The following is a 21,963-nucleotide window of genomic DNA, read 5'->3' on the forward strand; positions in this document are numbered from 1 at the left end:
TCTGCTGTGACGTCGGAAAGTGCCCTGGTCAACGGTCGACGGAGACCGCGGCCGCCTCAGCGCTCCTACCGCGAGGTGGCGGACGAACTGCGCGCCCGTATCAGGACCGGCGAGCTCAGGCCGGGGCAGCGCATGCCCACGCAGGCCAAGCTGGCCGAGGAGTTCGGCGTGGAGCGCGGCACCGTACGGCAGGCGCTGCGCGTCCTGCACGAGGAGCGGCTGCTGACCAACGTGTCGAAGGGCAGCCCGGCGACCATCGCCGCCGCCCCGGACGACGGACCCCTCGGCTCCGGGGCGCCGCCGCTGCCCACCGCGGTGGCCCTGGCCCCCCGGATCACCGCGGCCTTCGCCGCCCCGCGCGTCCGTATCGACGCCGTGTGCCTGACCTCGACCACCCTCACCCTCACCCTCAGTGAACCCCTGCGTCTGATCCATGCCGGGCATCTGAAACCGGCCGGGGTGGACGTGCGGGTCCTGCTGCCGTCCCGGGACATCGACCTCGCCTTCCCGGTACCGGTCGAGGGCCACGGCGCGGGCCGGGACCGTCCCGTCCACCGGCAGTGGCTCGCGACGCGCAACGCACAGGCGCAGGTCATGCGCCACAACCTGCTGGCGCTGCGCTCCACGCACGGCATCGACGTGAGCGTCGCCTTCCGCGCGCTGCCCTTCACCCCGCCCGTCAAGCTCTACCTCCTCAACGGGTCGGAGACCCTGTTCGCCTACTACACCGTGAGGCGCCGTGAGGCGGGGATCGACGACGAGCGCGTGGAGATGTACGACGCGGAGGGGGCGCAGTCGATGCTGTTCGGCTTCGAGGCGGCCGCCGGACCGCGCGACCGCGCCTTCGTCGAGCAGTCCCACCTGTGGTTCGACGCGTTGTGGGAGACCATCAGTTCGGACCTGCACCTGGGCGGCTGAAGGGCCGTACCGTGGGCGTGTGACCGAGGAGAGTGCGGCAGTGAACGGCAGCCGGCGGCTCAGCTTCCGGGAGATCGCCGACGTCCTGCGCGAACGCATCCGGGGCGGGCAGCTCAAGGCCGGCGACCGTCTGCCCACCCAGGCCGAACTGGCCGACGAGTTCGGCGTGGAGCGCGGCGCCGTCCGCCAGGCCCTGCGGCTGCTCCAGGACGACGGGCTGCTCAGCAACGTGAACAAGGGCAGCCCGCCACGCGTCGCCGCGCCGAGCACCGACGCGTACGGGCAGGAGCCGCAGCCGACCATGGTGGCGCTGGCCCCCCGCCTCGCGGACGCCTTCACCGTGCCGCACGTCCGGATCGACGCGGTCTGCCTCACGGCCGGGAGCCTGATGCTGGCCCTGGGGGAGCCGCTGCGCCGCATCCACGAGGGCCGCATCCGGCCGGAGCGGGTCGACGTCCGCATCCTGCTGCCGTCCCGCGACATCGACCTCGCCTTCCCGGTCTCGATCGAGGGCCAGGGCGGCGAGGACCGGGTGCACCGGCGCTGGCTCGCGATGCGCAACGCCCAGGGGCAGGTGCTGCGGCACAACCTCGTGGCGCTGCGCTCCTCGCACGGCATCGACGTGAGCGTCGCCTTCCGCGCGCTGCCCTTCACCCCGCCGGTGAAGCTGTACCTCCTCAACGGGGCGGAGGCGCTGATGGCGTACTACACGGTCACGCGCCGCGAGGAGGCCATCGACGACGCCACGCTGAACATGTACGACGTGCTCGACTTCCAGTCGCTGCTCTTCTCCTTCGCGTCGGGCCGGGGTCCGAACGAGGAGGCTTTCGTGAACGAGTCGCGGAAATGGTTCGACGCCCTCTGGGAAACCATCACCTCGGACCTGACACTCACCTAGTGACTGCTGAATCGAGCGAGTTCCGGGAACTGGTCGTCGGGGCGAAAGTGGTCCTGTGGGACTTCGACGGGCCGATCTGCCGGTTGTTCGCCGGGTGTCCGGCGGAGGACGTGGCGCACACGCTGGTGCGATGGCTGCGGGAACGGGACCTGGCCGGCCTGCTGACGGAGTCCGAGCGGCGGACCGCTGACCCCCTGGCCGTCCTGCGCGCCGTCGACCGCGCGCACCCGGGCGGCGACCTGGTGGCGGAGCTGGAGGAGCAGCTGACCCGGGCGGAGACGCGGGCCTGTCCCTCCGCCATGCCCACGGCGTACGCGGACCCCCTGATCCGTACGTGGACGGCCCTCGGTGTGCGGATGGCGATCACCACGGACGTCTCCGCGCGGGCGGTCGCCGCGTACCTGGCCGGCCGTGGTCTGACGTCCTGCTTCGCCTCCTCCGTCCACGGCCGCACGGCGGACCTCGGCCGTCCGCAGCCGCGCCCGCACCCACTGCACCGCGCACTCGCCGCCCTGGGCGCGGCACCCCACGACGCGCTGGCGATCGGCGGCTCGCCCACGGCCGCCCTGGCCGCGGCGGAGGCCGGGGTCCCCTTCCTGGGCTACGCGCGGGGCGAGGCGAAGGCCGCGCTCCTGCGGGACGCGGGCGTCACCCGCGTCGTGGCGTCACTGGAACCCGTGCTCACCGAGGTGAGGCGAACCGCGCCGGTCCGCGCCCGCGTCGGCTGATCCCCCGACGGCCCTGCGGCCCTGTGCCTCGGCGGCTCGGCGGCTCGGCGGCCTGGCCCGGCGGCCTGGCGGCTCGGCGGCCTGGTGGCCCCGCGCCCCTGCGGCCCTGTGCCTCGGCGGCCCTGTGCCTCGGCGGCCTGGCGGCCCGGCGGCCTGGCGGCCTGGCGGCCTGGCGGCCTGGCGGCCTGGCGGCCCGGCGGCCTGGCGGCCTGGCGGCCTGGCGGCCTGGCGGCCTGGCGGCCTGGCGGCCTGGCGGCCCTGCGCCTCGGCGCCCCTGCGGAGCCCGTCGGGGATCTAGGCTCCCCCCATGAGTGAGACCGGCCTGCGTGAGCGCAAGAAGCGGCGGATGTACCGGACCGTGTCGGAGATCGCCGTCCGCCTCTTCGTGGAGCGGGGCTTCGACGCGGTGTCCGTCGCCGAGGTCGCCGCCGCGGCGGAGATCTCCAAGCCGACCCTCTTCCGCTACTTCCCGGCCAAGGAGGACCTCGTCCTGCACCGGATCGCCGACCACGAGCGGGAGGCGGCGGAGGTGGTCGCCGGGGCGCGGGACGAGGGGGCCGCGCCGCTGGCCGCCCTGCGCCGGCACTTCCTCGCGGGCCTGGCCGCGGCCGACCCGGTCACCGGCCTCAACGACCACCCCGAGGTGCGCGCCTTCCACGCCCTCCTGTACGGCACCCCCGCACTGGTCGCCCGCCTCCACGCCCATCTGGAACGGTCCGAGGCCGCTCTGGCCGATGCCCTCGGCGGTGACCTCGATGCCCGGCTCGCGGCCGGCCAGATCGTCGCCGTACGGCGCATCCTCGCCGAGGAGAACTGGCGGCGGATCGCGGCGGGGGAGGGGGTCGAGGACGTACGGCCGGTGGCGGTGGCGGCGGCGGAGCGGGCGTTCGCGCTGCTGGAGGCGGGACTGCCGTGGCTGGCCCGGCCGTCGGCCGAGCGGTGAACCGCCCGTCCCTCTGACCGGCCGGCCGTCCGGCGGGCGCCACCCGCACCCTGGCTCGTCATGGGACCGAGTAAAAAATATAACCGAGTTACGCTTTAGTGGGTACGCTCGTGCCATGACGTCACCCCGCCCCGTCCCGAAGGACGACCGACCGTCCTCCTCCGCCGCCGCCGACGCCCCCGCCGACGCCCGCCCGTACGACGACGATCCCGGCCTCACCGCGGCACTCCTGCGGGAACGCGCCCACCACGACGCCTGCCGGTCGGCCCTCGCCGGGATGCTGGCGGGTGCCGACGTCCAGGTCGTCACCGGCGAGGACGTCTCCGCCTCCGGTGCCGACGCCGAGGTCCTCGGGTACCGGCTGCGCAGCCGGGCCAAGGCGCTGCGGGAACTCCCCGAAGGCCCCCTCTTCTTCGGCCGCCTGGACTTCGCGGACGGCACCGGCGGTGAGCACGCGGGCCTCAGCCACCACATCGGCCGCCTTCGCGTCGGCGAGCACCCCGCCGCCCCGCCGCTCGTCGTCGACTGGCGCGCCCCCGTCTCGCGCCCCTTCTACCAGGCGAGCTCCCGCGACCCGCAGGGCGTCGCCGTCCGCCGCCGGTTCGGCTGGGCGCCGGGCAGCCGGGGCGACTCCGCCGATCTGACCGGCCTGGAGGACGAGCACCTGGGACGCGGGGAGGCCGGGCCGAGCGCCATCGTCGCCCGCGAGATCGAACGCCCCCGGGTCGGCCCGATGCGCGACATCGCCGCGACGATCCAGCCCGAGCAGGACGACCTCGTCCGCGGGGAACCGGCCGAGTCGGTGTGCGTGCAGGGCGCCCCGGGCACCGGCAAGACCGCCGTCGGCCTGCACCGGGCCGCCTACCTCCTCTACACCCACCCCCGGCGCTTCCGCCGCGGCGGCCTGCTGATCCTCGGCCCCCACCGCACCTTCCTCTCCTACATCGCCGAGGTCCTGCCCTCCCTCGGTGAGACGGGCGTACGGCAGTCGACCCTGGCCGACGAGATCGCCCGGCACCCGGTCACCGTCACCGACGCCGCGCCCACCGCCGCCGTCAAGCACGACCCGCGCATGGCCGAGGTGCTGCGCCGGGCGCTGTACGGCGGGGTGAACGCGGGTGGCGCGGGTGGCGCGGGTGGCGCGGGTGGTGCTGGCGGTGCCGGTAGTGCCAGTGGTGCCAGTGGTGCCAGTGGTGCCGACGGTGTCGGCGGTGTCGGCGGCGCGGGTGGTGGGGACGGCTTCGCGGTGCCGGACGGGCCGTACCGTCGGCGGGTCACGGGTGACGAGGTCGCGCGGATCGTGACCGGCGTCCTCGCCGAGGAGCCGCCGTACGAGGTCGGGCGCGAGCGCGTACGCAGCCGGATCGTGCGCCGGATCCAGGAGCAGGCCGAACAGCGGGGCGGCCCGCGTCCCGCCTCCTGGCTCCGCCGGATGGAACGGGCGCGCTCGGTGGGCGCCTGTGTGGACGCGGTGTGGCCGAAGGCGCGCCCGGAGGAGGTCGTGGCCCGACTCCTCGGCGATCCGGGCGAGTTGGCGCGTGCGGCGGCCGGCATCCTGACCCCGGAGGAGCAGGCGGCCCTGCACCGGCCGGGCGCACCCCGCTCGGCCCGTTCCACACGCTGGTCGTCCGCCGACCTCGTCCTCCTCGACGAGGTCGCCGGGCTCCTGGAACGCCCCGGGGGATACGGCCATGTCGTCGTCGACGAAGCCCAGGACCTCTCCCCGATGGAGTGCCGCGCCATCGCCCGCCGTGTGCCCTTCGGTTCGCTGACGGTCCTCGGCGACCTGGCGCAGGGCACCACGCCCTGGGCCGCGCGCTCCTGGCGGGACCTGCTGACCCACCTGGGCAAGCCCGAGGCGAGAGTGGTCCCGCTGACCACCGGCTTCCGCGTCCCCGCCCCGGTCCTCGCGCTCGCCAACCGGCTCCTGGCCCGCCTCGACACCGACGTGCCGCCCGCGCGTTCCCTGCGCCGGGACGGTGAACTCGCCGTCCGCGGGGCGGCCGGTGACCTGCCGGGGGCGGTGGTGGCCGCGGTCCGCGACGCCCTCGCCCACGAGGGCTCCGTCGGTGTCGTCACCGCCGACGCCGACGCGCCCCGCATCCGCCGGGCGCTCGACGAGGCCGGCATCCCCATCGCCTCCGGCCCCGAGGACACGAGCACCCGCGTGACGGTCGTCCCCGCGACCGCCGTCAAGGGCCTGGAGTACGACCACGTGGTCGCCGTGGAACCGGTCGCCATCGCCGAGGCGGAGGAGCGGGGGCTGAACCGGCTGTACGTGGTGCTGACCCGGGCGGTGTCGCGGCTGGTGGTGGTGGAGGAGAGAGGGGTGCCCTGGTGAGACGTACCCGTGCGGGGGACGGCCCGCGCCGTCATGGCGGTCACTTCGGGTCGCGGTCGAACGTCGAGGCCGACCAGAAGTAGCCGAGCAGGGTGAGGCCCACGCACCAGGCGATCGCGAGCCATCCGTTGTGGCCGATCTCGGTGCCGAGCAGCAGCCCGCGCAGGGAGCATCACCCGCGCCGCCGAGCAGGCCCGCGACGTCCTCCACGCCGGAGCGGAGGGGGCTTCGGGCGACACCGCCGAGCCGCGTCCGGGCCGCGGGTAGACGACCGTCCCGACGGCCACGGCGCCCCCGGCCTCGGCCGGGCGAGGTGTGCGACGGCGGCGCGACACACTTCTGCAAGCGGGTGCTTGCAATTGTTAGCGGTGGTGGGGCACGCTGGAGGCATGGCATCGCTCAAGGTCGGCAATCTCGGTGAGTACCTGCGCGAGCAGCGGCGAAACGCCCAGCTCTCGTTGCGGCAGCTCGCCGACGCCGCCGGGGTGTCCAATCCGTACCTGAGTCAGATCGAGCGCGGGCTGCGCAAGCCCAGCGCGGAGGTGTTGCAGCAGGTCGCCAAGGCGCTGCGGATCTCCGCCGAGACGCTGTACGTGCGCGCCGGCATCCTCGATGCCGAACGGGACCGGGACGAGGTCGAGACGCGCGCCGTCATCCTCGCCGACCCCACGCTGACCGGGCCGCAGAAGCAGGCGCTGCTGCAGATCTACGAGTCCTTCCGCAAGGAGAACGGATTCACGGTCGGCGACGGTGCCGCGGACGCCCAGGACGACGCCGCCGAACACGACACCCGCACGGCCGGTGCCGTCGAGGACGATCCGCAGCGGAAGGCCGATTGACCGGACCGGTGGACCGGCCGCCCGGCTGCGGACCCGCTCGGACCCGCACCGACCGACATCCACGAACGCGAACAACGCGACGAACGCGACCACGGGAGGACCACACCATGGCCATCACCGACGACCTGCGCAAGACCCTCAGCGACCCGACCCCCCTCTACTTCGCGGCCGGCACCGCCGACCTGGCCCTCCAGCAGGCGAAGAAGGTGCCGGGCCTGGTCGAGCAGCTGCGCACCGAGGCGCCGGCCCGGTTCGAGGCGGTCCGCAACACCGACCCCAAGGCCGTCCAGGAGCGGGCCGCCGCCCGCGCGAAGGAGGCCGGTGCCAGGGCCAAGGAGGCGCAGGAGACCTTCCAGACCAAGGTGGGCGAGTTCCTCGGCGCCCTCGACGGCGACCTGAAGAAGCTGAGCAGCACCCTCGACGCCGACCTGAAGAAGTTCGGCGAGACCGCCCAGGACCTCGCGCTGCGCGGGGTCGGCGTCGCCGCCGAGTACGCCGTCAAGGCCCGCGAGACCTACGAGAAGGTCGCCGAGCACGGCGAGCAGGCCGTGCGGACCTGGCGCGGCGAGGCCGCCGAGGAGATCGAGGAACTGGCCATCGTCGTCGAGGGCAAGGACGAGCCGAAGCCCCAGCCGAAGCCCCAGCCGGTCGAGGTCAAGGACGAGCCGAAGCCCGCCGCGGCCGCGGCCGAGCCCGCCCCGGCGAAGAAGGCCCCCGCCAAGAAGACCCCGGCCGCCCGCAAGACCACCGCGAAGAAGACGACCCCGCCGGCCGAGTGAGCACCACGGGCACATCCCCCACATCCCCCACCCGCGCGGAGCGCGCGGGAATACGGCCACGGGCCGGGCACTCGAAGGGTGCCCGGCCCGTTGTACGGGTGACGGAGGCGTGGTTGCGGGTACGGTGGCCGCGTAAGGACGAGCCGTGCCGAGTCGGGTGGTGGACGTAGTGCTGATGCAGGGGTTCGCCGGGTTCATGTCGCTGCTGAGCCTGGCGCTGATCGTGTTCAGCGGCTTCGCGCTGTTCGACGCGGCCATCCGCCGCGAGGACGGCTATCGTGCCGCGGACAAGCAGACCAAGCCGTTCTGGCTGATCGTCCTCGGGCTCGCCTTCGTGGTGAACCTGATCTTCAACATCCTGTCGTTCCTGCCGATCATCGGCCTGATCGCGACCATCGTGTACATGGTCGATGTCCGGCCCGCCCTCCGCTCCCTGCCGGGCGGCGGCCGCACCCGCCGAGGCGGCTCCAGCAGCGACGGCCCGTACGGCCCCTACAACGGCGGCCGCTGAGAAGCCCTTGACGGGGGGCGCAGCCCCCTCAAAGGGGCGGCGGGGCGGTCTCATATGCGGCTCCGCCGCGTGGGCGCGACCAGCCCCGGACGGCCCGCGCCCGGCACACCACGCACCCCCCATCGGCGCGCAACCCGATCCGGGCACCCCCAGCGGAGCGCTAAGGCACTCGGTCCAGCAGGACGACCGCCACGTCGTCCGTCAGCTCGCCGCCGTTCAGCTCGCGGACCTCGTTCACGGCCGCCCGCAGCAGGTTCTCGCCGTGCAGGCCCGCCGCGATCTGGCGGCCGATCATCTCCACCATGCCGTCCTGCCCCAGTCGCTCCCTGCCGTCCCCGACGCGGCCCTCGATGAGACCGTCGGTGTACAGCATCAGGCTCCACGCGGCGCCCAGCTCGACCTGCATCCGCGGCCAGCGGGCGCCCGGCAGCAGACCGAGGGCGGGGCCGTTGTTGTCGTAGGGCAGCAGCCGGGGCGGCAGGCCGGGGCGGGCGATCAGCGGGGCCGGGTGGCCGGCCAGGCACAGGCCGGCGCGGCGGCCGTCGGGCGCGATGTCCACCGTGCACAGCGTCGCGAAGATCTCGTCGTCGTCGCGTTCGTGCTCCAGCACCTGCTGCAAGGTGTTCAGCAGTTCGTCGCCGCACAGGCCGGCCAGCGTCAGCGCCCGCCAGGCGATCCGCAGCTCCACCCCGAGGGCGGCCTCGTCCGGGCCGTGGCCGCGGACGTCGCCGATCATGGTGTGGACCGTGCCGTCCGGGGTGCGGACGGTGTCGTAGAAGTCACCACCGAGCAGCGCGCGGGAGCGGCCGGGGCGGTAACGGGCCGCGAAGCGCAGCGGGGAGCCGTCCAGCAGGGGCGTGGGCAGCAGCCCGCGCTCCAGGCGGGCGTTCTCCTGGGCGCGCAGCCTGCCCTCGGCGAGCCGCCGCTCGGCCGTGTCGGATCGTTTCCGCTCCACCGCGTACCGGATGGCGCGGCTCAGCAGCCGTCCGTCCAACTCGTCGCGGAACAGGTAGTCCTGGGCGCCCACCCGTACCGCCTCGGCCCCGCGCTCGGCGTCACCGGACGCGGTCAGCGCGAGCACGGCGTGCCGGGGCGCGAGCCGCAGCACGTGCCGGAGCACGGCGAGCTCGTCGTCCTCGTCCGCGCGGCCCGGGGCGGGCAGGGCGAGATCCAGCAGGATGCAGTGGACGTCGTCGGTGAGCAGCCGCTCGGCCTCGGTGAGGTTGCGGGCGGTGCGCACACGGATCGGCTTGCCGGAGGAGTCCAGCAGGCCGGGCACGATCGGGGCGGCCGTGGGGTCGTCCTCGATCAGCAGCAGTGTGAGGTTGGTGGTGGGGGCGGCGGCGCTCACGCCGGAGGGGGCGTCGCCGGGTGTGGCGTCGTCCCCGACCGGCGTCGTCGTGTTCGCTTCGGCGCGAGCGTCGTTCCGGTCGTCCGTGCGCGGGGCTTCTTCCCTGGAGGGGCCGCCGGCTGCGGGGGCGGCCTGCGCCTGACCGCACTCCACGGCCGGGATCGCTCTCTGCCGCGGTACGGGTACGGGCATCGTGTCGGGTTCCTTCCCTCCCCCCGAGGGCATGGCGGGGACGAGGGACCTCGACCCACCGACCGGGACCATAGCGGCAGAAGGCGCCGCAGCGGAATGGTGTGGAGCACGCCGCTTGATCTCAGGCCGCTGTCATATGCCGCGATCCGTACCGCAGTTGGGCAGGGTGGATGGGGTGCGGGAATGACGAACGTCACGTCGTCGGGAGGTTTGGCGGCCGAGGGGCGTGCGGTGGGTCACGTGGCCGCGGTCACGGGCCGCCGCCGCCCCTGTGTCCGGGCTCACGCGTCCGGCCGCATGTCCGGGCTCACACGTCCGGCCGCACCACCCCGAGGATCGGCATCGAGCCGGCCCCCGCGACGGTCACCGTCCGGCCCGGGCGCGGGGCGTGGACGATCGAGCCGTTCCCCACGTACAGCCCGACGTGGCTGGCGTCGTCGAAGTAGATGATCAGGTCGCCGGGGCGCAGGTCCGTGACCGCGACCCGTTCGAGCTGCCGCCACTGCTCCTGCGAGGTGCGCGGGATGGTGCGGCCGGCGTTCACCCACGCCTGGGAGGTGAGGCCCGAGCAGTCGAAGGAGTCGGGCCCCTCGGCGCCCCACACGTACGGCTTGCCGACCTGCGCGGTGGCGTACCGGACGGCCTCCAGGCCCTGCGCGGTCGCCTCGTCCTCGACGCCGTCGAGCACGCCGGTGCCCAGCCAGGCGGTCTGCGCCTGCTGCGCGGCCTGTTCCTGCAGCTGGGCGAGGCGTTCCTTCTCCTCCTTCTCCAGCTGGGACTCGAGCTTCTCGGCCGCCGCGATCTGCTTCTCGACCTTCTTCTGGGCGGCGGCCTTGGCCTTCCGGTTGGCCTCCAGCTTCTGCCACTGGGCGGAGGCGTCGGCGGAGTACTGCTCCAGGTCCTGCTGGGTGCGGGTCATCTCGCCGATCAGTCCGTCGGCCGCCCGCTGTCCCTGGAGCACCCGGCCCGCCCCGTCGAGGAAGTCGTCCGGATCGTCGCTGAGCAGCAGGTGGGCCTCGTCCGGCAGGCCGCCGCCGCGGTACTGCGAGCGGGCCGCGGCCCCCGCGCGGTCCTTCAGCGCGTCCAGCTCCTCGCGCCCCTCGACGATCTTCTGGGCGAGTTCCACCAGCTCCGCGGACTGCTTCCGGGCCTGCTCCTCGGCCGCGTTGTAGGCGTCGGTGGCGACCGCGGCGTCGTGGTACAGCGTGTCCAGCTTCTCGCGGACCGCCTCCAGGTCCGCGCTGTGCGAGGGCGGCGGGGTGAGCGTGGGCGCGGTCGTCGGGGCCGGTGTGGGGCTCGGAGCCGCGAACGCCGTACCCGGCGCCGCCAGCACGGTGACCGCGCAGACCACGGTCACGGCCACCGCGAGCAGGCCGCGCTTGCCCGTCCCCATACGTCCCCCCACAGCTGATTTACCGTCAGTAACTTACGGTCGCCCGAGGGATCGTGCCATGCCCTGCCGGAAAACGACAGAGGCAGTCCTTCCCCCCGTTCACACCCCGCCATGGCGAAGTCCCCGCCTATGTGACGAACGCCTCAGGGAGATCGTTCCCGGTGCCTGCCCCCGTGGGTCCAGCGCCCCCCGCGCCACCGTCACTGGCCACAGCGCCCCGCACGCACCGTCACTGGCCCCGCAGGGCCAGTGCCCCCCACGCCACCGTCACTGGCCCCGCAGGGCCAGTGCCCCCCCACGCCACCGTCACTGGCCCCGCAGGGCCAGCGCCCCCCACGCCACCGTCACTGGCCCCGCAGGGCCAGCGCCCCCCACGCCACCGTCACTGGCCCCGCAGGGCCAGCGCCCCCCACGCCACCGTCGCTAGCCCCACGGGGCCAGCGCCTCCCCCGCCCCCGCCGCTAGCCGCGCGGGGCCAGTGCCCCCCACGCCACCGTCACTTCCCCCTGCCGCCACCGCGCCGGGCCGTCCGTCACCGGCCAGTCCCGGGTCAGATCCCGCACCGTCCGGATCCACCGCTGGCGCGCGCCGTACGAGGCGTACGGCGCGGCGGCGGCCCAGGCGCGGTCGAAGTCGCGGAGGAAGGCGTGCACGGGCTCGCCGGGCACATTGCGGTGGATCAACGCCTTCGGCAGCCGTTCCGCCAGGTCCGAGGGCCGTTCCAGAGAGCCCAGCCGGGTCGCGAAGGTGACCGTGCGGGGGCCCTCGGGGCCGAGCGCGACCCACACGTGCCGCCGCCCGATCTCGTCGCAGGTCCCCTCGACGAGCAGCCCACCGCGCGAGGTCCGGGTCGCCGGCGCGAGCCGCGTGCACAGCCGCTCCCAGACGGCGGCGACCTCCGCCTCGTCGTACTGCCGCAGCACGTTCGCGGCGCGGATGAGGTGGGGCCGGCCGGGGAGCGGGACCTCGAAGCCGCCGTGCCGGAAGGCGAGGCCGTCCCGCTCGTACGGCTTGGCCGCCGCGACCCGGGCCGGTTCGATCTCGACGCCCACCACGCGCGCGTGGGGCGCGACGGAGCGCAGCCGGGCGAGCAGCTCGACGGCCGTCCAGGGGGCGGCGCCATAGCCGAGGTCGACGGCCACGGCACGGCCCGCGCGGCGCAGCTCACGGCCGTGCGCCGCGGCGATCCAGCGGTCCATGCGGCGCAGCCGGTTGGGGTTGGTCGTCCCGCGCGTGACCGTGCCCACGACGGGGGTCCCCCCGCTCGAGCGAAGCCGAGAGGAGGGGAGGGCCGCGCGGGATGTCATGCCTTCGAGGGTATTCGGTGTCCATGACGACGGTGTCCATGACGACGGTGTCCATGACGACGGTGTCCATGACGGCAGGACCACGGGGAGACGCAACCCGCCCTCGAACGGTTGAGCGATCCCCGGTAACGCCTGGGCAAAAACGTCCGCGACCGGGGGCCCGCCGGAATGGCGACGGCTCCCTCCGGCGTTGCACCCCCTCGGAGGGTGCCGCACATCCTCCGTCCGGCATGCCCGCAGCTAGGAGGAACGCCACGTGAGCCAGTACATCGGCAGGCTCGGGCGTCGTTCCGGGACGGCACCCGCGCGGCTCCGGCTGCACCGCCGCCCCCGCCGCGTCGCCATGCTCTCGGTCCACACCTCACCGCTGCACCAGCCCGGCACGGGCGACGCCGGCGGCATGAACGTCTACATCGTCGAGCTCGCACAGCGCCTCGCCGCGATCGACATCGAGGTCGAGATCTTCACGCGCGCCACGACCGGCGGCCTCCCGCCGACCGTCGACCTCGCCCCCGGCGTCCTCGTCCGGCACGTCGACGCCGGACCCTACGAGGGCCTCGCCAAGGAGGACCTCCCCGCCCAGCTGTGCGCCTTCACCCACGGCGTGATGCAGGCCTGGGCCGGCCACCGCCCCGGCCACTACGACCTCGTCCACTCGCACTACTGGCTGTCCGGGCACGTCGGCTGGCTCGCCGCCCAGCGCTGGGGCGCCCCCCTGGTGCACGCCATGCACACCATGGCCAAGGTCAAGAACGCCAACCTCGCCGACGGCGACACCCCCGAGCCCGCCGCCCGCGTCATCGGCGAGACCCAGATCGTCACCGCCGCCGACCGGCTGATCGCCAACACGGCGGAGGAGGCCGACGAACTCGTCCGGCACTACGACGCCGACCGCGACAAGGTCGCCGTCGTCCACCCCGGCGTCAACCTCGACCGCTTCCGGCCCGCCGACGGCCGCGCCGCCGCCCGCGCCCGCCTGGGCCTGCCGCAGGACGCCCTGATCCCGCTCTTCGCGGGCCGTATCCAGCCCCTCAAGGCCCCCGACGTCCTGCTGCGCGCCGTCGCCGTCCTCCTCGACGAGCGCCCCGAGCTGCGCTCCCGGATCGTCGTGCCCGTGGTCGGCGGCCCGAGCGGCAGCGGCCTCGCCAAACCGGAGGGCCTGCAGAAGCTCGCCGCCCGCCTCGGCATCTCCGACGTCGTACGGTTCCGGCCGCCCGTCGGGCAGGACCGGCTCGCGGACTGGTTCCGTGCCGCCTCCGTCCTCGTCGTCCCCTCCTACAGCGAGTCCTTCGGCCTGGTCGCCATAGAGGCGCAGGCCGCCGGGACGCCCGTGCTCGCCGCCGCGGTCGGCGGGCTGCCGGTGGCCGTGCGCGACCGGGAGACCGGCGTCCTGGTGCAGGGCCACGAACCGGCCCGCTACGCGCGCGTGCTCGCCGAGTTCGCCGACACCCCGGACCTCGCCGCCCGCATGGGCGCGGCCGCCGCCCGGCACGCCCGCTCCTTCGGCTGGGACACCGCGGCCGCCGCCACCGCCGACGTCTACGCGGCCGCGACGCAGGCCCACCGCCGTCGCGTACGCTCCCCGCATGGGTGAGTGGCATGACTGAGGCGCAGCGGGCCGACGCGCAGAAGGCGGCCGCGCGGGTCGTCGAGGACGTCCTGGGGGACGCCGAACTGGAGTGGGAGGGCCCCGAGCCCGGCACCTACGTCGTGCAGCTCCCCGGCACCCGCAAGCTGAAGACGACCGTGTCCCTCATCGTCGGCCGCCACTCGCTCTCCCTGAACGCCTTCGTCATCCGCCACCCCGACGAGAACGAGGCCGGCGTCCACCGCTGGCTCCTGGAGCGCAACCTCAAGCTGTACGGCGTGAGTTACGCCGTCGACCACCTCGGCGACGTCTACGTCACCGCCCGCCTCCCCCTCGCCGCGGTCACCCCCGACGGGATCGACCGCCTCCTCGGCCAGGTCCTGGAAGCCGCCGACGGAGCCTTCAACACCCTCCTCGAGCTCGGTTTCGCCTCCACGATCCGCCGCGAGTACGCCTGGCGCGTCTCCCGCGGCGAGTCCACCCGCAACCTGGACGCCTTCCGCCACCTCACCAGCCGCCCCGCTGAATGAAGGCGCTCCCGACGACGGACCTCCGGCGGGGCCACCGCCACCGGCGGCGCGACGGCGGCCGGCGACCACGTCGGCGTCAGGTGGCGGGCGCCGTGTAGCGCCCCGGGGTCACCCCCACCAGCTTCCGGAAGTGCCGGGTGAGATGGGCCTGGTCGTAGAAGCCGGCGGCCGCCGCGACCTCGCCCGCCGGCCGCCCCTCCAGCAGCAGCCGACGGGCCCGGTCGACGCGGCGGGCCGTCAGGTACTGGTGCGGCGCGATGCCGTACGCCCCGCTGAACGCCCGGACCAGATGCGCCGGATGAGCCTGGAGCAGCCCGGCGGCCGTGTCGAGCGTGACGCCCTCGACGACGCGCCCGTCGAGCAGGTCGCGCAGCCGGCGCGCCAGGACGGGGTCACGCCGGGCCGGCCGCAGGGGCTGCCGGGGCCGCAGATGGCCGCGCAGCCGCTCGCCGACCAGCGCCAGCCGGCTGTCGGCCTCCAGCTCGTCCCCGGGCCGGGCGAGGGCCGCGTGCAGCTGCCCGACCCGCCGCCGCAGCAGCGGGTCGCGCAGGTCGGGTCCGTCCACGGCGGGCCCGATCAGCTCCTCGCCGAGCACGCTCGCGTCCAGGTACAGCACCCGCTTGCGGAAGCCGTCCGGGGTGACGGGGGAGCCGTTGTGCGGCACGTGCGGCGGCAGCAGCGACACGGTGCCGTGCGGCGTCCCGTGCTCGTGCCGGTCGAGGTCGTACCGTACGGCCCCGTCGTCGACGATGAGCAGCGTCCAGGAATCGTGCACGTGCATCGGGTAGGCGTATCCGGTGAAGTGCGCGTGGAAGACCTCCACGACGCCCCGGACGCGGGGGCGCCAGGCGGAGACGTCGGCGGTGGGCTGCGCGGCCCTGCCCTGAGCGGAGGCCATGCAAAGAACGTACAAGACGCCGCCGCCACCCGGACGGCAGCCTCGGACCATGAACGACGCACCGACCCCCGCGGACCCGCCCGTCCGCTTCGACACGAAGATCGCCGTCCTGCTGCGCGAGGACCTGGAGACCTGGCAGCGCCTGAACGTCACCGCGTTCCTGGTCAGCGGCCTGGGCACAGAGCTCCCCGAGGTCGTCGGGGAGCCGTACGAGGACGCGGACGGCGTCCCCTACCTGCCGATGCTCCGCCAGCCGGTGCTGGTGTTCGAGGGCTCGAAGGAGACCCTGACGGCGGCCCACGCGCGCGTGCTCTCCCGCGCCCTGCCGCGCGCGGTGTTCACCGGCGACCTCTTCGCCACCGGCAACGACCGCGACAACCGCGCGGCGGTGCGGGCCGTGGGGACGGACGCACTGGACCTGGTGGGACTGGCCGTGTACGGTCCGCGGAACGCGGTGGACAAGGTGCTGAAGGGGGCACGGATGCATCCGTGAGAAGAGGGCCCCCTGTCCGGCCGTGTCCGCGGTCCCGCAGGGCGCCCTCCGCTGAGCCGGGGGCATGGGCATCGCCGAGCCGGGGAGCCCCCCGGGGCCGGGGGCACCGTCGGGTTGGAGGCGCCGCCGGGCCGGCGGGCGCCGCCCCGCCCGTCAGACGGCGCTGACCTCGGGCGCGGCGGTGGCCGACCCGGGCGCACCGGCGGTCTCCGCCGCCTCCGAGGCCGCCTCCGCCGCCTCCGAGGCCGCCTCCGCTGCGGGCAGCCGGCGCATCAGCAGGGCGTACCCGGCCCCGGCCACCGTCCCGACGACCGCGCACAGCCCCCACAGCCACTCCGCCCCGAACCGGTCGATGACGAAGCCGGACGTCAGCGGGGCCAGGAGCGACGCCGCGGCCCACGACAGGGTGTACATGCCCTGGTAACGCCCGCGTCCGTGGACCGGGGAGAGACGGACGACGAGCCCGGTCTGGGTGGGCGCGTTGACGATCTCGGCGAGGGTCCACACGCAGACGGTGAGCGCGAAGACGCCGACGGACCCGGCGAAGGCGGTCAGTCCGAAGCCGTATCCGGCGAGGACCGACGAGATCACGAGCAGCCGTCCCGGATCCCGGTGCTCGATGAACCGGGTGACCGGGATCTGGAGCACGACGATGAGGACGCCGTTGACGGCGATGGCCATGCCGTAGTCGGCCGGGGTGAAGCCGGCCGTGCCCATCGCCACGGGCAGCCCGACGGAACCCTGCTGGAAGACGAAGGCGACCAGGAACGACAGCCCGACCAGCCCCATGAACCGCCCGTCGCGCAGCACGGTCCGCAGCCCGACGGAGTCCCCGCGCAGGGCCTTGTCCACCGGCCGGGGCCGTGACTCGGGCAGCTTGAGGAAGACGACGACCGCGCAGGCGAGGGTCATACCGGCCTCGACGAGGAAGCCGGCGCGGTAGCTGACCTCGGCGATGAACCCGGCGGCCGTGGAGGAGACGGCGAAGCCGAGGTTGATGGCCCAGTAGTTGAGGGAGAACGCCCGGACCCGGTCCTCCGGCCGCACGATGTCGGCCATCATCGCCTGCACGGCGGGCCGGGAGGCGTTGGAGGCCATCCCGACGAGGAAGGCGACCCCGGCGATGACGACGGGGTGGTGCACGAAGCCGAGCAGCGCCACGGAGAGGGCGGTGGCGACCTGGGCGACGAGCAGCGTGGGCCGCCGCCCGAGCCGGTCGGCCATCACCCCGCCGCCGAGGGAGGAGATCACCCCGCCGAGCCCGTGCAGCGCGGCGACGAGTCCGGCGTAGGAGGCGGAGTACCCGCGGTCGAGGGTCAGGTACAGCGCCATGAAGGTGGCGACGAAGGCGCCGAGCCGGTTGACGAGGGTGCTGGTCCACAGCCACCAGAACTCGCGGGGCAGCCCGGAGACGGTCTCGCGGGCGGCACGTCTCAAGGAGGCGACGGACATGGGTGATCCCCCGGATGTAAGCGGCGCAGGTGGTATGGAGAACTTACGGACCGGCCGGTCCCGGGGGCCACTCGATTAACAGGATCAGTCAACTGTCCCGCCGCCGCCCGCCGCGTCCCCGCCGCGCTCGCGCTCAGGTGCCCCGGGGGGCGTCCGCCCTACGGGCGCCGGGCGGGCCGGGACGCACCCTTCGATTACGCTCATCCACATGGCCGACGCACCGTACAAGCTGATCCTCCTCCGCCACGGCGAGAGCGAGTGGAACGCGAAGAACCTGTTCACCGGCTGGGTGGACGTCAACCTCAACGAGAAGGGCGAGAAGGAGGCAGTCCGCGGTGGCGAGCTCCTGAAGGACGCCGACCTCCTCCCCGACGTGGTCCACACGTCCCTCCAGAAGCGCGCCATCCGTACCGCGCAGCTGGCCTTGGAGGCCGCGGACCGCCACTGGATCCCGGTCCACCGCTCCTGGCGCCTGAACGAGCGCCACTACGGCGCCCTCCAGGGCAAGGACAAGGCCCAGACCCTCGCCGAGTTCGGCGAGGAGCAGTTCATGCTGTGGCGCCGCTCCTACGACACCCCGCCCCCGCCCCTCGAGGACGGCACCGAGTTCTCCCAGTCGGACGACGCGCGCTACGCCACGATCCCCCCGGAGCTCCGCCCCCGCACGGAGTGCCTCAAGGACGTCGTCATCCGCATGCTCCCCTACTGGTACGACGGCATCGTCCCCGACCTCCTGACCGGCCGCACGGTCCTCGTCGCCGCCCACGGCAACAGCCTCCGCGCCCTCGTCAAGCACCTCGACGGCATCTCCGACGCCGACATCGCGGGCCTGAACATCCCGACGGGCATCCCGCTGTTCTACGAACTCGACGCCGACTTCAAGCCGGTCACCCCGGGAGGCCGCTACCTCGACCCGGAGGCGGCCGCGGCCGCCATCGAGGCGGTCAAGAACCAGGGCAAGAAGAAGTAACGCGACACCAGTAAGCCCCCGTCCTGCGGTTTCTTGGCAGGCCGGGGGCTTTTTGGTGGGGCTGGGCCGTCTGTGGGCCGTCAGGCCTGAGTGGGCCTACGCGTCAGGTGGACGCGTAGGCGGAACGCGATGAGGAAGCCGACGAGCGCGGCAGCTTCCTGCGGGAGGTCGATCCAGAGGGGCAGCATCGCGATCACGCAGCCGATCAAGGGCATGGGCAACGCATAGGGGGAGATGTGGATGGTGAGCCCCGCGCGTGCGAGCATAGGTGTCCTCCAGATGTTGGTATGCGCTACTTGCATTCATGGAGACAGGGCCGCTCCTGTCGGGGAGCGGCCCTACTTTTCAGGCTGACTTTATGGGGCTTTATCTGCTGCCCGCAAATCTCCAGGTGGGGGCCTAGTGATGTTGAGTGACTGCCTATCGTGGGCTAGCTCGCGGACGTCATGGATGGGTTCACTGGGCGCTGTTGATCTTGTTCGTGTGTGCGTGCGCGCACATGGTGTGCGTGCATGCACACAGGTGGGGGGTGTGCCAGAGTGCCTGGCACGAAATTTGTCCGCTCGATTTCATTTGGCATCCAAAGTTCGCGACGGAGAATCTGGCGCAACTTTTGGCCCTACATTTCAAATGCTCGTCGAATCTGCGGAACTGCGATTTTGCGGGGCGTGAAAAATTTGGGCCACAGCATTTCTGGTGCGCTCCTGACTGGACGGCATGAGGTGCGCGTACACGCGGAGCGTCAGGCCAGGGTCCGAGTGGCCGAGGTACTCGGCGAGGGCCTTGATGTTCTCCCCGGCGTCCAGGAGCACCGAGGCGTAGAAGTGCCGGAGCGCGTGCATGCCGTTCTCGCGAGACTCGGCGTACGGCTCGCCTGGCTCCCGCTCGGGGATCACGCCAGCCGCAGCTAACGCCCGCTTCCACGCCTCCTCGTTGAGCGACGTCCGCCAGACGTGACCGCCACGCGGCCCGGTGAAGATCAGTCGCTTGGTCACCGGAGGCCCGTCCGCCACCTTCCACGGCAAGGTGACGTCGACCGGCGGGAACCGCTTCATGTGCGCCCGGAGCGCATCTGCGACCGGACCGGGCAGCGGTACGTCCCGGAGCTTGCCACCCTTGGGCGGGGCGAAGACGGCTTTGCTCCGGCTCAGCTTGAGTTGTTGGACCACGTGCAACGTGTCCGACTCGAAGTCGATCGCGTCGACGGCCACGCCGAGGATCTCGCCCTGTCGCAACCCGCAGCCGCCACCCAGGTCGACCATGGCCCGGAACCGCTCGGGCATGCCGGCCCGGACGGCGAAGACCCGTTCCGGTGTCCAGGGAGCGACGCGCCTGTCATCGACGGTCGGCGGCCGGACCGATCGAGCCGCACACGGATTCCGAGGAAGGTGCCCATCGTCCACGGCCGCGCTGAGGGCGGCGCGCACGTTGGAGTAGATGGTGCGGGCGTACGAGCCCCTGATGCCGTTCTCGCTCAGCTGCCGTACCCAGTCCCGGATATGCGCAGGCTGGAAGGAGCCGAGCGGGCGCGATCCCAGGTACGGGAAGGCGTGCAGCCGAAGCTGTGACTCCATCGAAGCCTGGGTGTTCGGGTCAGCCCCCTGTGTGGATACCCATGTCTCGGCGTACTGCTGGAAGGTGACCCGAGCGGCACGCGGGTCGATGTACTGCCCGCGTGCCATGTCCGCCTCGGTATGGGCGAGCCACTGATCAGCAAGCCGCTTCTGCCTGTCGGGGAAGCTCTTGGACCTCTCCGTACCGTCCGGGCCGACGTACCGCGCGCGGTAGCGCGCACCCGAGCCATAGCGGTCGCTCTTCACTCTGCGGGTCTTGCCGTCCGGACCGACCTCGGTCTTGTACCAGCGGTCTTGGATGTGTCCGGCCATCAGGCAGCCGCCCCCTCACGCCGGGAGTCCACCCAGGCCCGTACGTCGGCCGGGTCGAAGCGCAGATGCCGGCCGACGCGGAACCCACGGGGCCCGGTGCGCTTACGTCGCCACTGGTAGACCGTTTCGACGCTGGGCAACTCGAACATCTCCACCAGGTCGTCAGGGGTCAGGTACCGCGAAGGAAGGGCGCGCGGTTCTGCGGCCACGTCGGTCAGGGCGAGGCGTCGGCTAGCCACGGGTGGGTTCTCCTTCCGTTCCGGGGGCGGGCTCGATGGACGCGGCGAGCCATGCTTCGGTGTCGGAGAGGCCGGTGCCGGCGAAGGCCCAGTGGGCGAGGACGTACGTGGTGTCGGGCGTCTGCTCGTTCGCTGTTGCTGCCTGTGCGCGGCGCCATGCGGCGCGGGCGTCGCGGAGGGCGCCGAGGGTGGTGGAGTAGCGGCGGGACTTGGTGGAGAAGTGGCCGCGGAAGCCGAGCATGTGGGCCCAGGCCCGCAGGCGGAGGTGTTGGAGGTCCTTGCGGGCGCCGAGGGTCCAAGCGGTGCGGATGAGCCGGCGGGCGTGGTCGCTGAGGTCGAGCTGGGCCAGCTCAGCGGCAAACTTCAGTGGCCGGTCCAGAGCACCCGTGGCCGTCTCGGCGCCCTTGGTGGCGTACTTGGCGATGTACGCGGCGACGGCTCGCTCGGTCAGCTCCTGGCCGTCGTTGAAGTCGGCCGAGCGGATGGTGCGGACGTCGAGCTGTCGGCCGAAGGTGAAGGTGTGGGCGCGTCCGTCGAGGGTCGGGCCGTCCACGCAGACCTTGGCGGTGGCGCTGCGGATGGCGTCGGTGAGCAGTTCGGCAGTGGCCCAGGGCGGGGGCGGGGTGTCGCCGCCGCCGGGGCCGTCGAGGCGGATGACGGCGTGGAAGTGGACGGCGCCGCGCTTCTGGTACTCGGCGACCTTGGCGAAGGACACGCGCGCGTGCTCGCGGAAGCGTCGCTGAGAGAGGCCGGCGCGCTTGGCGACCTCCCGACGGAGGTAGGTGGAGAAACGCTGCCAGAGGGCCCCGGCGTGCGCGTTCCAGAGGACGGCCGCTTCGTAGTCGTAGCGGTCCGGGTCGAGCGGGGTGCCGAGTAGGTCGTCGTCCTGGTCGTGGCGGGTGCCGCAGCGGCAGGGGTGGACGGTTCCGGCGGGGCCGGTGGGGCGGTTGTGGACCGGGCCGAAGCCGGGGGCGGTGAAGGTGGCGAAGACGCGGGGGTGTGCGGCGACGTGTTCGGGGGTGCCCTTGCCGCCGCGCAGGCCCGAGGTGATCAGGTGGAAGGTGTCACGGCGGTAAACCTCCGAGCAGGCCGGGCAACGGGTTGTGCGGCGGTTGTTGCAGCGGACGAGGAGGTGGCCGGCGGGCAGGTCGGCCGATTCGAGGTGCTGGAGGACGCGGCCGATCTCGCCCGTGACGGTGTCGACGTCGTACTCGGTGCGGTGGCCGTCGAGGCGGATCGGGTGCGTGCAGCCGCCGAGGCCGGAGAGCTGGCGGAGGATGCCGGGCAGGGTGCCGTGCGCGGCGAGCTTGGCCAGTTCGGGCAGCGGGGGCGGGGTGGGGCGGGTGAAGATGGCTTTGCTCCTTCTGGCTGTTCGGGTCGGGAGTGAGCGCCCGGGGCGGCCGGATGCTTGGCGGTGTCGTGGCCGCCCCGGGGCGTGGTGGCGTGTGAGGCTCAGCGGCGGTGGTGCTCGCGGAGCGGAGAGCGCAGGACGACGGCGGCGACGGCGACCGAGATGGCCGAGACGGCGACGGCGGCCAGGAGCGCGGTCAGGATCACGCCGCCGGTGACCACGGCGACGACCGCCCCGGTGCTGAGCGAGACGGACGGCAGCGCACGCCGCACGGGCACCGGATCGGCCGGGGTGTGGGGGTGCGCGGGCGGCGGGGTCGGGCTGTCGGGGTACTTAGGCAGGAACACGGCGGGACT

Annotated in this window: 22 protein-coding genes and 1 pseudogene; 12 read left to right on the forward strand and 11 right to left on the reverse strand. The window is 73.4% G+C overall.

Annotation, left to right across the window (positions count from 1 at the left end):
• Nucleotides 1-6 precede the first annotated feature (6 nt).
• The 5 genes from ACIP67_RS17550 to ACIP67_RS17570 all read left to right on the forward strand — a co-directional run bounded on the left by ACIP67_RS17550 (nucleotide 7) and on the right by ACIP67_RS17570 (nucleotide 5,828).
• On the forward strand, nucleotides 7-918 hold the full coding sequence (locus tag ACIP67_RS17550; RefSeq protein WP_401692620.1) for a winged helix-turn-helix domain-containing protein: 912 nt from the start codon (nucleotides 7-9) through the stop codon (nucleotides 916-918).
• 19 nt (nucleotides 919-937) lie between these two features.
• On the forward strand, nucleotides 938-1,816 hold the full coding sequence (locus ACIP67_RS17555) for a winged helix-turn-helix domain-containing protein (RefSeq protein ID WP_401692621.1): 879 nt from the start codon (nucleotides 938-940) through the stop codon (nucleotides 1,814-1,816).
• Nucleotides 1,765-2,544 carry an HAD family hydrolase gene (locus tag ACIP67_RS17560; protein ID WP_401692624.1) on the forward strand — a complete coding sequence of 260 codons (780 nt, stop codon included), beginning with the start codon at nucleotides 1,765-1,767 and terminating at the stop codon, nucleotides 2,542-2,544. Before ACIP67_RS17555 ends, ACIP67_RS17560 begins: the two co-directional genes overlap by 52 nt.
• A gap of 307 nt (nucleotides 2,545-2,851) precedes the next feature.
• Nucleotides 2,852-3,487 (forward strand): TetR family transcriptional regulator, encoded by a 636-nt coding sequence (locus ACIP67_RS17565; protein WP_401692625.1) that lies wholly within the window; start codon nucleotides 2,852-2,854, stop codon nucleotides 3,485-3,487.
• A 115-nt stretch (nucleotides 3,488-3,602) separates the two neighbouring features.
• Nucleotides 3,603-5,828 (forward strand): HelD family protein, encoded by a 2,226-nt coding sequence (locus tag ACIP67_RS17570; RefSeq protein WP_401692627.1) that lies wholly within the window; start codon nucleotides 3,603-3,605, stop codon nucleotides 5,826-5,828.
• A 40-nt stretch (nucleotides 5,829-5,868) separates the two neighbouring features.
• Here the strand turns inward: ACIP67_RS17570 and ACIP67_RS17575 are convergent.
• Nucleotides 5,869-5,997: pseudogene (locus ACIP67_RS17575) on the reverse strand (ABC transporter permease); the annotation flags it as partial.
• 220 nt (nucleotides 5,998-6,217) lie between these two features.
• Here ACIP67_RS17575 and ACIP67_RS17580 point away from each other — a divergent pair.
• From ACIP67_RS17580 to ACIP67_RS17590, 3 genes are all read left to right on the forward strand, one after another.
• Nucleotides 6,218-6,667, forward strand: coding sequence for a helix-turn-helix domain-containing protein (locus tag ACIP67_RS17580; RefSeq protein ID WP_401692629.1), 450 nt, complete (start codon nucleotides 6,218-6,220; stop codon nucleotides 6,665-6,667).
• A gap of 107 nt (nucleotides 6,668-6,774) precedes the next feature.
• Nucleotides 6,775-7,446, forward strand: coding sequence for a hypothetical protein (locus tag ACIP67_RS17585; protein WP_401692630.1), 672 nt, complete (start codon nucleotides 6,775-6,777; stop codon nucleotides 7,444-7,446).
• Nucleotides 7,447-7,621: 175 nt separating this feature from the next.
• Complete coding sequence (locus ACIP67_RS17590; protein WP_389521607.1) at nucleotides 7,622-7,957, forward strand: DUF2516 family protein; 336 nt, start codon at nucleotides 7,622-7,624, stop codon at nucleotides 7,955-7,957.
• A 160-nt stretch (nucleotides 7,958-8,117) separates the two neighbouring features.
• On the opposite strand, the gene ACIP67_RS17595 is transcribed toward ACIP67_RS17590, so the two are convergent.
• The 3 genes from ACIP67_RS17595 to ACIP67_RS17605 form a co-directional block, all read right to left on the reverse strand.
• Nucleotides 8,118-9,500, reverse strand: a complete 1,383-nt coding sequence (locus ACIP67_RS17595) for a PP2C family protein-serine/threonine phosphatase (protein ID WP_401692631.1) — start codon at nucleotides 9,498-9,500, stop codon at nucleotides 8,118-8,120.
• Between the two features lie 307 nt (nucleotides 9,501-9,807).
• Nucleotides 9,808-10,893 carry an NlpC/P60 family protein gene (locus tag ACIP67_RS17600; RefSeq protein WP_401692632.1) on the reverse strand — a complete coding sequence of 362 codons (1,086 nt, stop codon included), beginning with the start codon at nucleotides 10,891-10,893 and terminating at the stop codon, nucleotides 9,808-9,810.
• A 461-nt stretch (nucleotides 10,894-11,354) separates the two neighbouring features.
• Nucleotides 11,355-12,200: a class I SAM-dependent methyltransferase gene (locus ACIP67_RS17605; RefSeq protein ID WP_401692634.1), complete on the reverse strand. Its 846-nt coding sequence runs from the start codon at nucleotides 12,198-12,200 to the stop codon at nucleotides 11,355-11,357.
• A 256-nt stretch (nucleotides 12,201-12,456) separates the two neighbouring features.
• Here ACIP67_RS17605 and mshA point away from each other — a divergent pair, with 256 nt between their 5' ends.
• Both mshA and ACIP67_RS17615 read left to right on the forward strand, forming a co-directional pair.
• Nucleotides 12,457-13,794: a D-inositol-3-phosphate glycosyltransferase gene (mshA, locus tag ACIP67_RS17610; protein WP_401692635.1), complete on the forward strand. Its 1,338-nt coding sequence runs from the start codon at nucleotides 12,457-12,459 to the stop codon at nucleotides 13,792-13,794.
• A 5-nt stretch (nucleotides 13,795-13,799) separates the two neighbouring features.
• Nucleotides 13,800-14,318, forward strand: a complete 519-nt coding sequence (locus tag ACIP67_RS17615; RefSeq protein ID WP_401692914.1) for a YbjN domain-containing protein — start codon at nucleotides 13,800-13,802, stop codon at nucleotides 14,316-14,318.
• Between the two features lie 76 nt (nucleotides 14,319-14,394).
• On the opposite strand, the gene ACIP67_RS17620 is transcribed toward ACIP67_RS17615, so the two are convergent.
• Nucleotides 14,395-15,216, reverse strand: coding sequence for an AraC family transcriptional regulator (locus ACIP67_RS17620; RefSeq protein ID WP_401692637.1), 822 nt, complete (start codon nucleotides 15,214-15,216; stop codon nucleotides 14,395-14,397).
• 49 nt (nucleotides 15,217-15,265) lie between these two features.
• Between ACIP67_RS17620 and ACIP67_RS17625 the strand changes: the two genes are divergently transcribed.
• Nucleotides 15,266-15,709: a DUF2000 family protein gene (locus tag ACIP67_RS17625; RefSeq protein WP_401692638.1), complete on the forward strand. Its 444-nt coding sequence runs from the start codon at nucleotides 15,266-15,268 to the stop codon at nucleotides 15,707-15,709.
• Between the two features lie 153 nt (nucleotides 15,710-15,862).
• Here ACIP67_RS17625 and ACIP67_RS17630 read toward each other — a convergent pair whose 3' ends face one another.
• Nucleotides 15,863-17,161: an MDR family MFS transporter gene (locus tag ACIP67_RS17630; RefSeq protein WP_401692640.1), complete on the reverse strand. Its 1,299-nt coding sequence runs from the start codon at nucleotides 17,159-17,161 to the stop codon at nucleotides 15,863-15,865.
• A gap of 208 nt (nucleotides 17,162-17,369) precedes the next feature.
• Here ACIP67_RS17630 and ACIP67_RS17635 point away from each other — a divergent pair, with 208 nt between their 5' ends.
• Nucleotides 17,370-18,131: a phosphoglyceromutase gene (locus ACIP67_RS17635; protein WP_401692641.1), complete on the forward strand. Its 762-nt coding sequence runs from the start codon at nucleotides 17,370-17,372 to the stop codon at nucleotides 18,129-18,131.
• An 80-nt stretch (nucleotides 18,132-18,211) separates the two neighbouring features.
• Here the strand turns inward: ACIP67_RS17635 and ACIP67_RS17640 are convergent, their stop codons facing one another.
• From ACIP67_RS17640 to ACIP67_RS17660, 5 genes are all read right to left on the reverse strand, one after another.
• Nucleotides 18,212-18,346 carry a hypothetical protein gene (locus tag ACIP67_RS17640; protein WP_401692643.1) on the reverse strand — a complete coding sequence of 45 codons (135 nt, stop codon included), beginning with the start codon at nucleotides 18,344-18,346 and terminating at the stop codon, nucleotides 18,212-18,214.
• A 411-nt stretch (nucleotides 18,347-18,757) separates the two neighbouring features.
• Nucleotides 18,758-20,017 (reverse strand): tyrosine-type recombinase/integrase, encoded by a 1,260-nt coding sequence (locus tag ACIP67_RS17645; RefSeq protein WP_401692644.1) that lies wholly within the window; start codon nucleotides 20,015-20,017, stop codon nucleotides 18,758-18,760.
• A complete protein-coding gene (locus ACIP67_RS17650) occupies nucleotides 20,017-20,256 on the reverse strand; it encodes a helix-turn-helix transcriptional regulator (RefSeq protein ID WP_401692646.1) in 240 nt (79 codons plus the stop codon). The genes ACIP67_RS17645 and ACIP67_RS17650 overlap by 1 nt, the downstream gene beginning before the upstream one ends.
• On the reverse strand, nucleotides 20,249-21,544 hold the full coding sequence (locus tag ACIP67_RS17655) for a replication initiator (RefSeq protein ID WP_401692916.1): 1,296 nt from the start codon (nucleotides 21,542-21,544) through the stop codon (nucleotides 20,249-20,251). Before ACIP67_RS17655 ends, ACIP67_RS17650 begins: the two co-directional genes overlap by 8 nt.
• Nucleotides 21,545-21,708: 164 nt before the next feature.
• Entirely contained in the window at nucleotides 21,709-21,954 is a 246-nt protein-coding gene (locus ACIP67_RS17660; protein WP_401692647.1) for a SpdD protein, read from the reverse strand.
• Between the last annotated feature and the right edge of the window lie 9 nt (nucleotides 21,955-21,963).

The sequence above is a fragment of the Streptomyces sp. NPDC088812 genome (genome assembly GCF_044750285.1).
Classification (GTDB): Bacteria; Actinomycetota; Actinomycetes; order Streptomycetales; family Streptomycetaceae; genus Streptomyces.

Coding starts and splice junctions, on each gene's coding strand:
- ACIP67_RS17560 (WP_401692624.1), top strand. CDS start 1,765: ATGGTTCGACGCCCTCTGGGAAACCATCACCTCGGACCTGACACTCAC.
- ACIP67_RS17565 (WP_401692625.1), top strand. CDS start 2,852: ATGAGTGAGACCGGCCTGCGTGAGCGCAAGAAGCGGCGGATGTACCGG.
- ACIP67_RS17570 (WP_401692627.1), top strand. CDS start 3,603: ATGACGTCACCCCGCCCCGTCCCGAAGGACGACCGACCGTCCTCCTCC.
- ACIP67_RS17580 (WP_401692629.1), top strand. CDS start 6,218: ATGGCATCGCTCAAGGTCGGCAATCTCGGTGAGTACCTGCGCGAGCAG.
- ACIP67_RS17585 (WP_401692630.1), top strand. CDS start 6,775: ATGGCCATCACCGACGACCTGCGCAAGACCCTCAGCGACCCGACCCCC.
- ACIP67_RS17590 (WP_389521607.1), top strand. CDS start 7,622: ATGCAGGGGTTCGCCGGGTTCATGTCGCTGCTGAGCCTGGCGCTGATC.
- ACIP67_RS17595 (WP_401692631.1), bottom strand. CDS start 9,500: ATGCCCGTACCCGTACCGCGGCAGAGAGCGATCCCGGCCGTGGAGTGC.
- ACIP67_RS17600 (WP_401692632.1), bottom strand. CDS start 10,893: ATGGGGACGGGCAAGCGCGGCCTGCTCGCGGTGGCCGTGACCGTGGTC.
- ACIP67_RS17605 (WP_401692634.1), bottom strand. CDS start 12,200: ATGACATCCCGCGCGGCCCTCCCCTCCTCTCGGCTTCGCTCGAGCGGG.
- ACIP67_RS17615 (WP_401692914.1), top strand. CDS start 13,800: ATGACTGAGGCGCAGCGGGCCGACGCGCAGAAGGCGGCCGCGCGGGTC.
- ACIP67_RS17620 (WP_401692637.1), bottom strand. CDS start 15,216: ATGGCCTCCGCTCAGGGCAGGGCCGCGCAGCCCACCGCCGACGTCTCC.
- ACIP67_RS17625 (WP_401692638.1), top strand. CDS start 15,266: ATGAACGACGCACCGACCCCCGCGGACCCGCCCGTCCGCTTCGACACG.
- ACIP67_RS17630 (WP_401692640.1), bottom strand. CDS start 17,161: ATGTCCGTCGCCTCCTTGAGACGTGCCGCCCGCGAGACCGTCTCCGGG.
- ACIP67_RS17635 (WP_401692641.1), top strand. CDS start 17,370: ATGGCCGACGCACCGTACAAGCTGATCCTCCTCCGCCACGGCGAGAGC.
- ACIP67_RS17640 (WP_401692643.1), bottom strand. CDS start 18,346: ATGCCCTTGATCGGCTGCGTGATCGCGATGCTGCCCCTCTGGATCGAC.
- ACIP67_RS17645 (WP_401692644.1), bottom strand. CDS start 20,017: ATGGCCGGACACATCCAAGACCGCTGGTACAAGACCGAGGTCGGTCCG.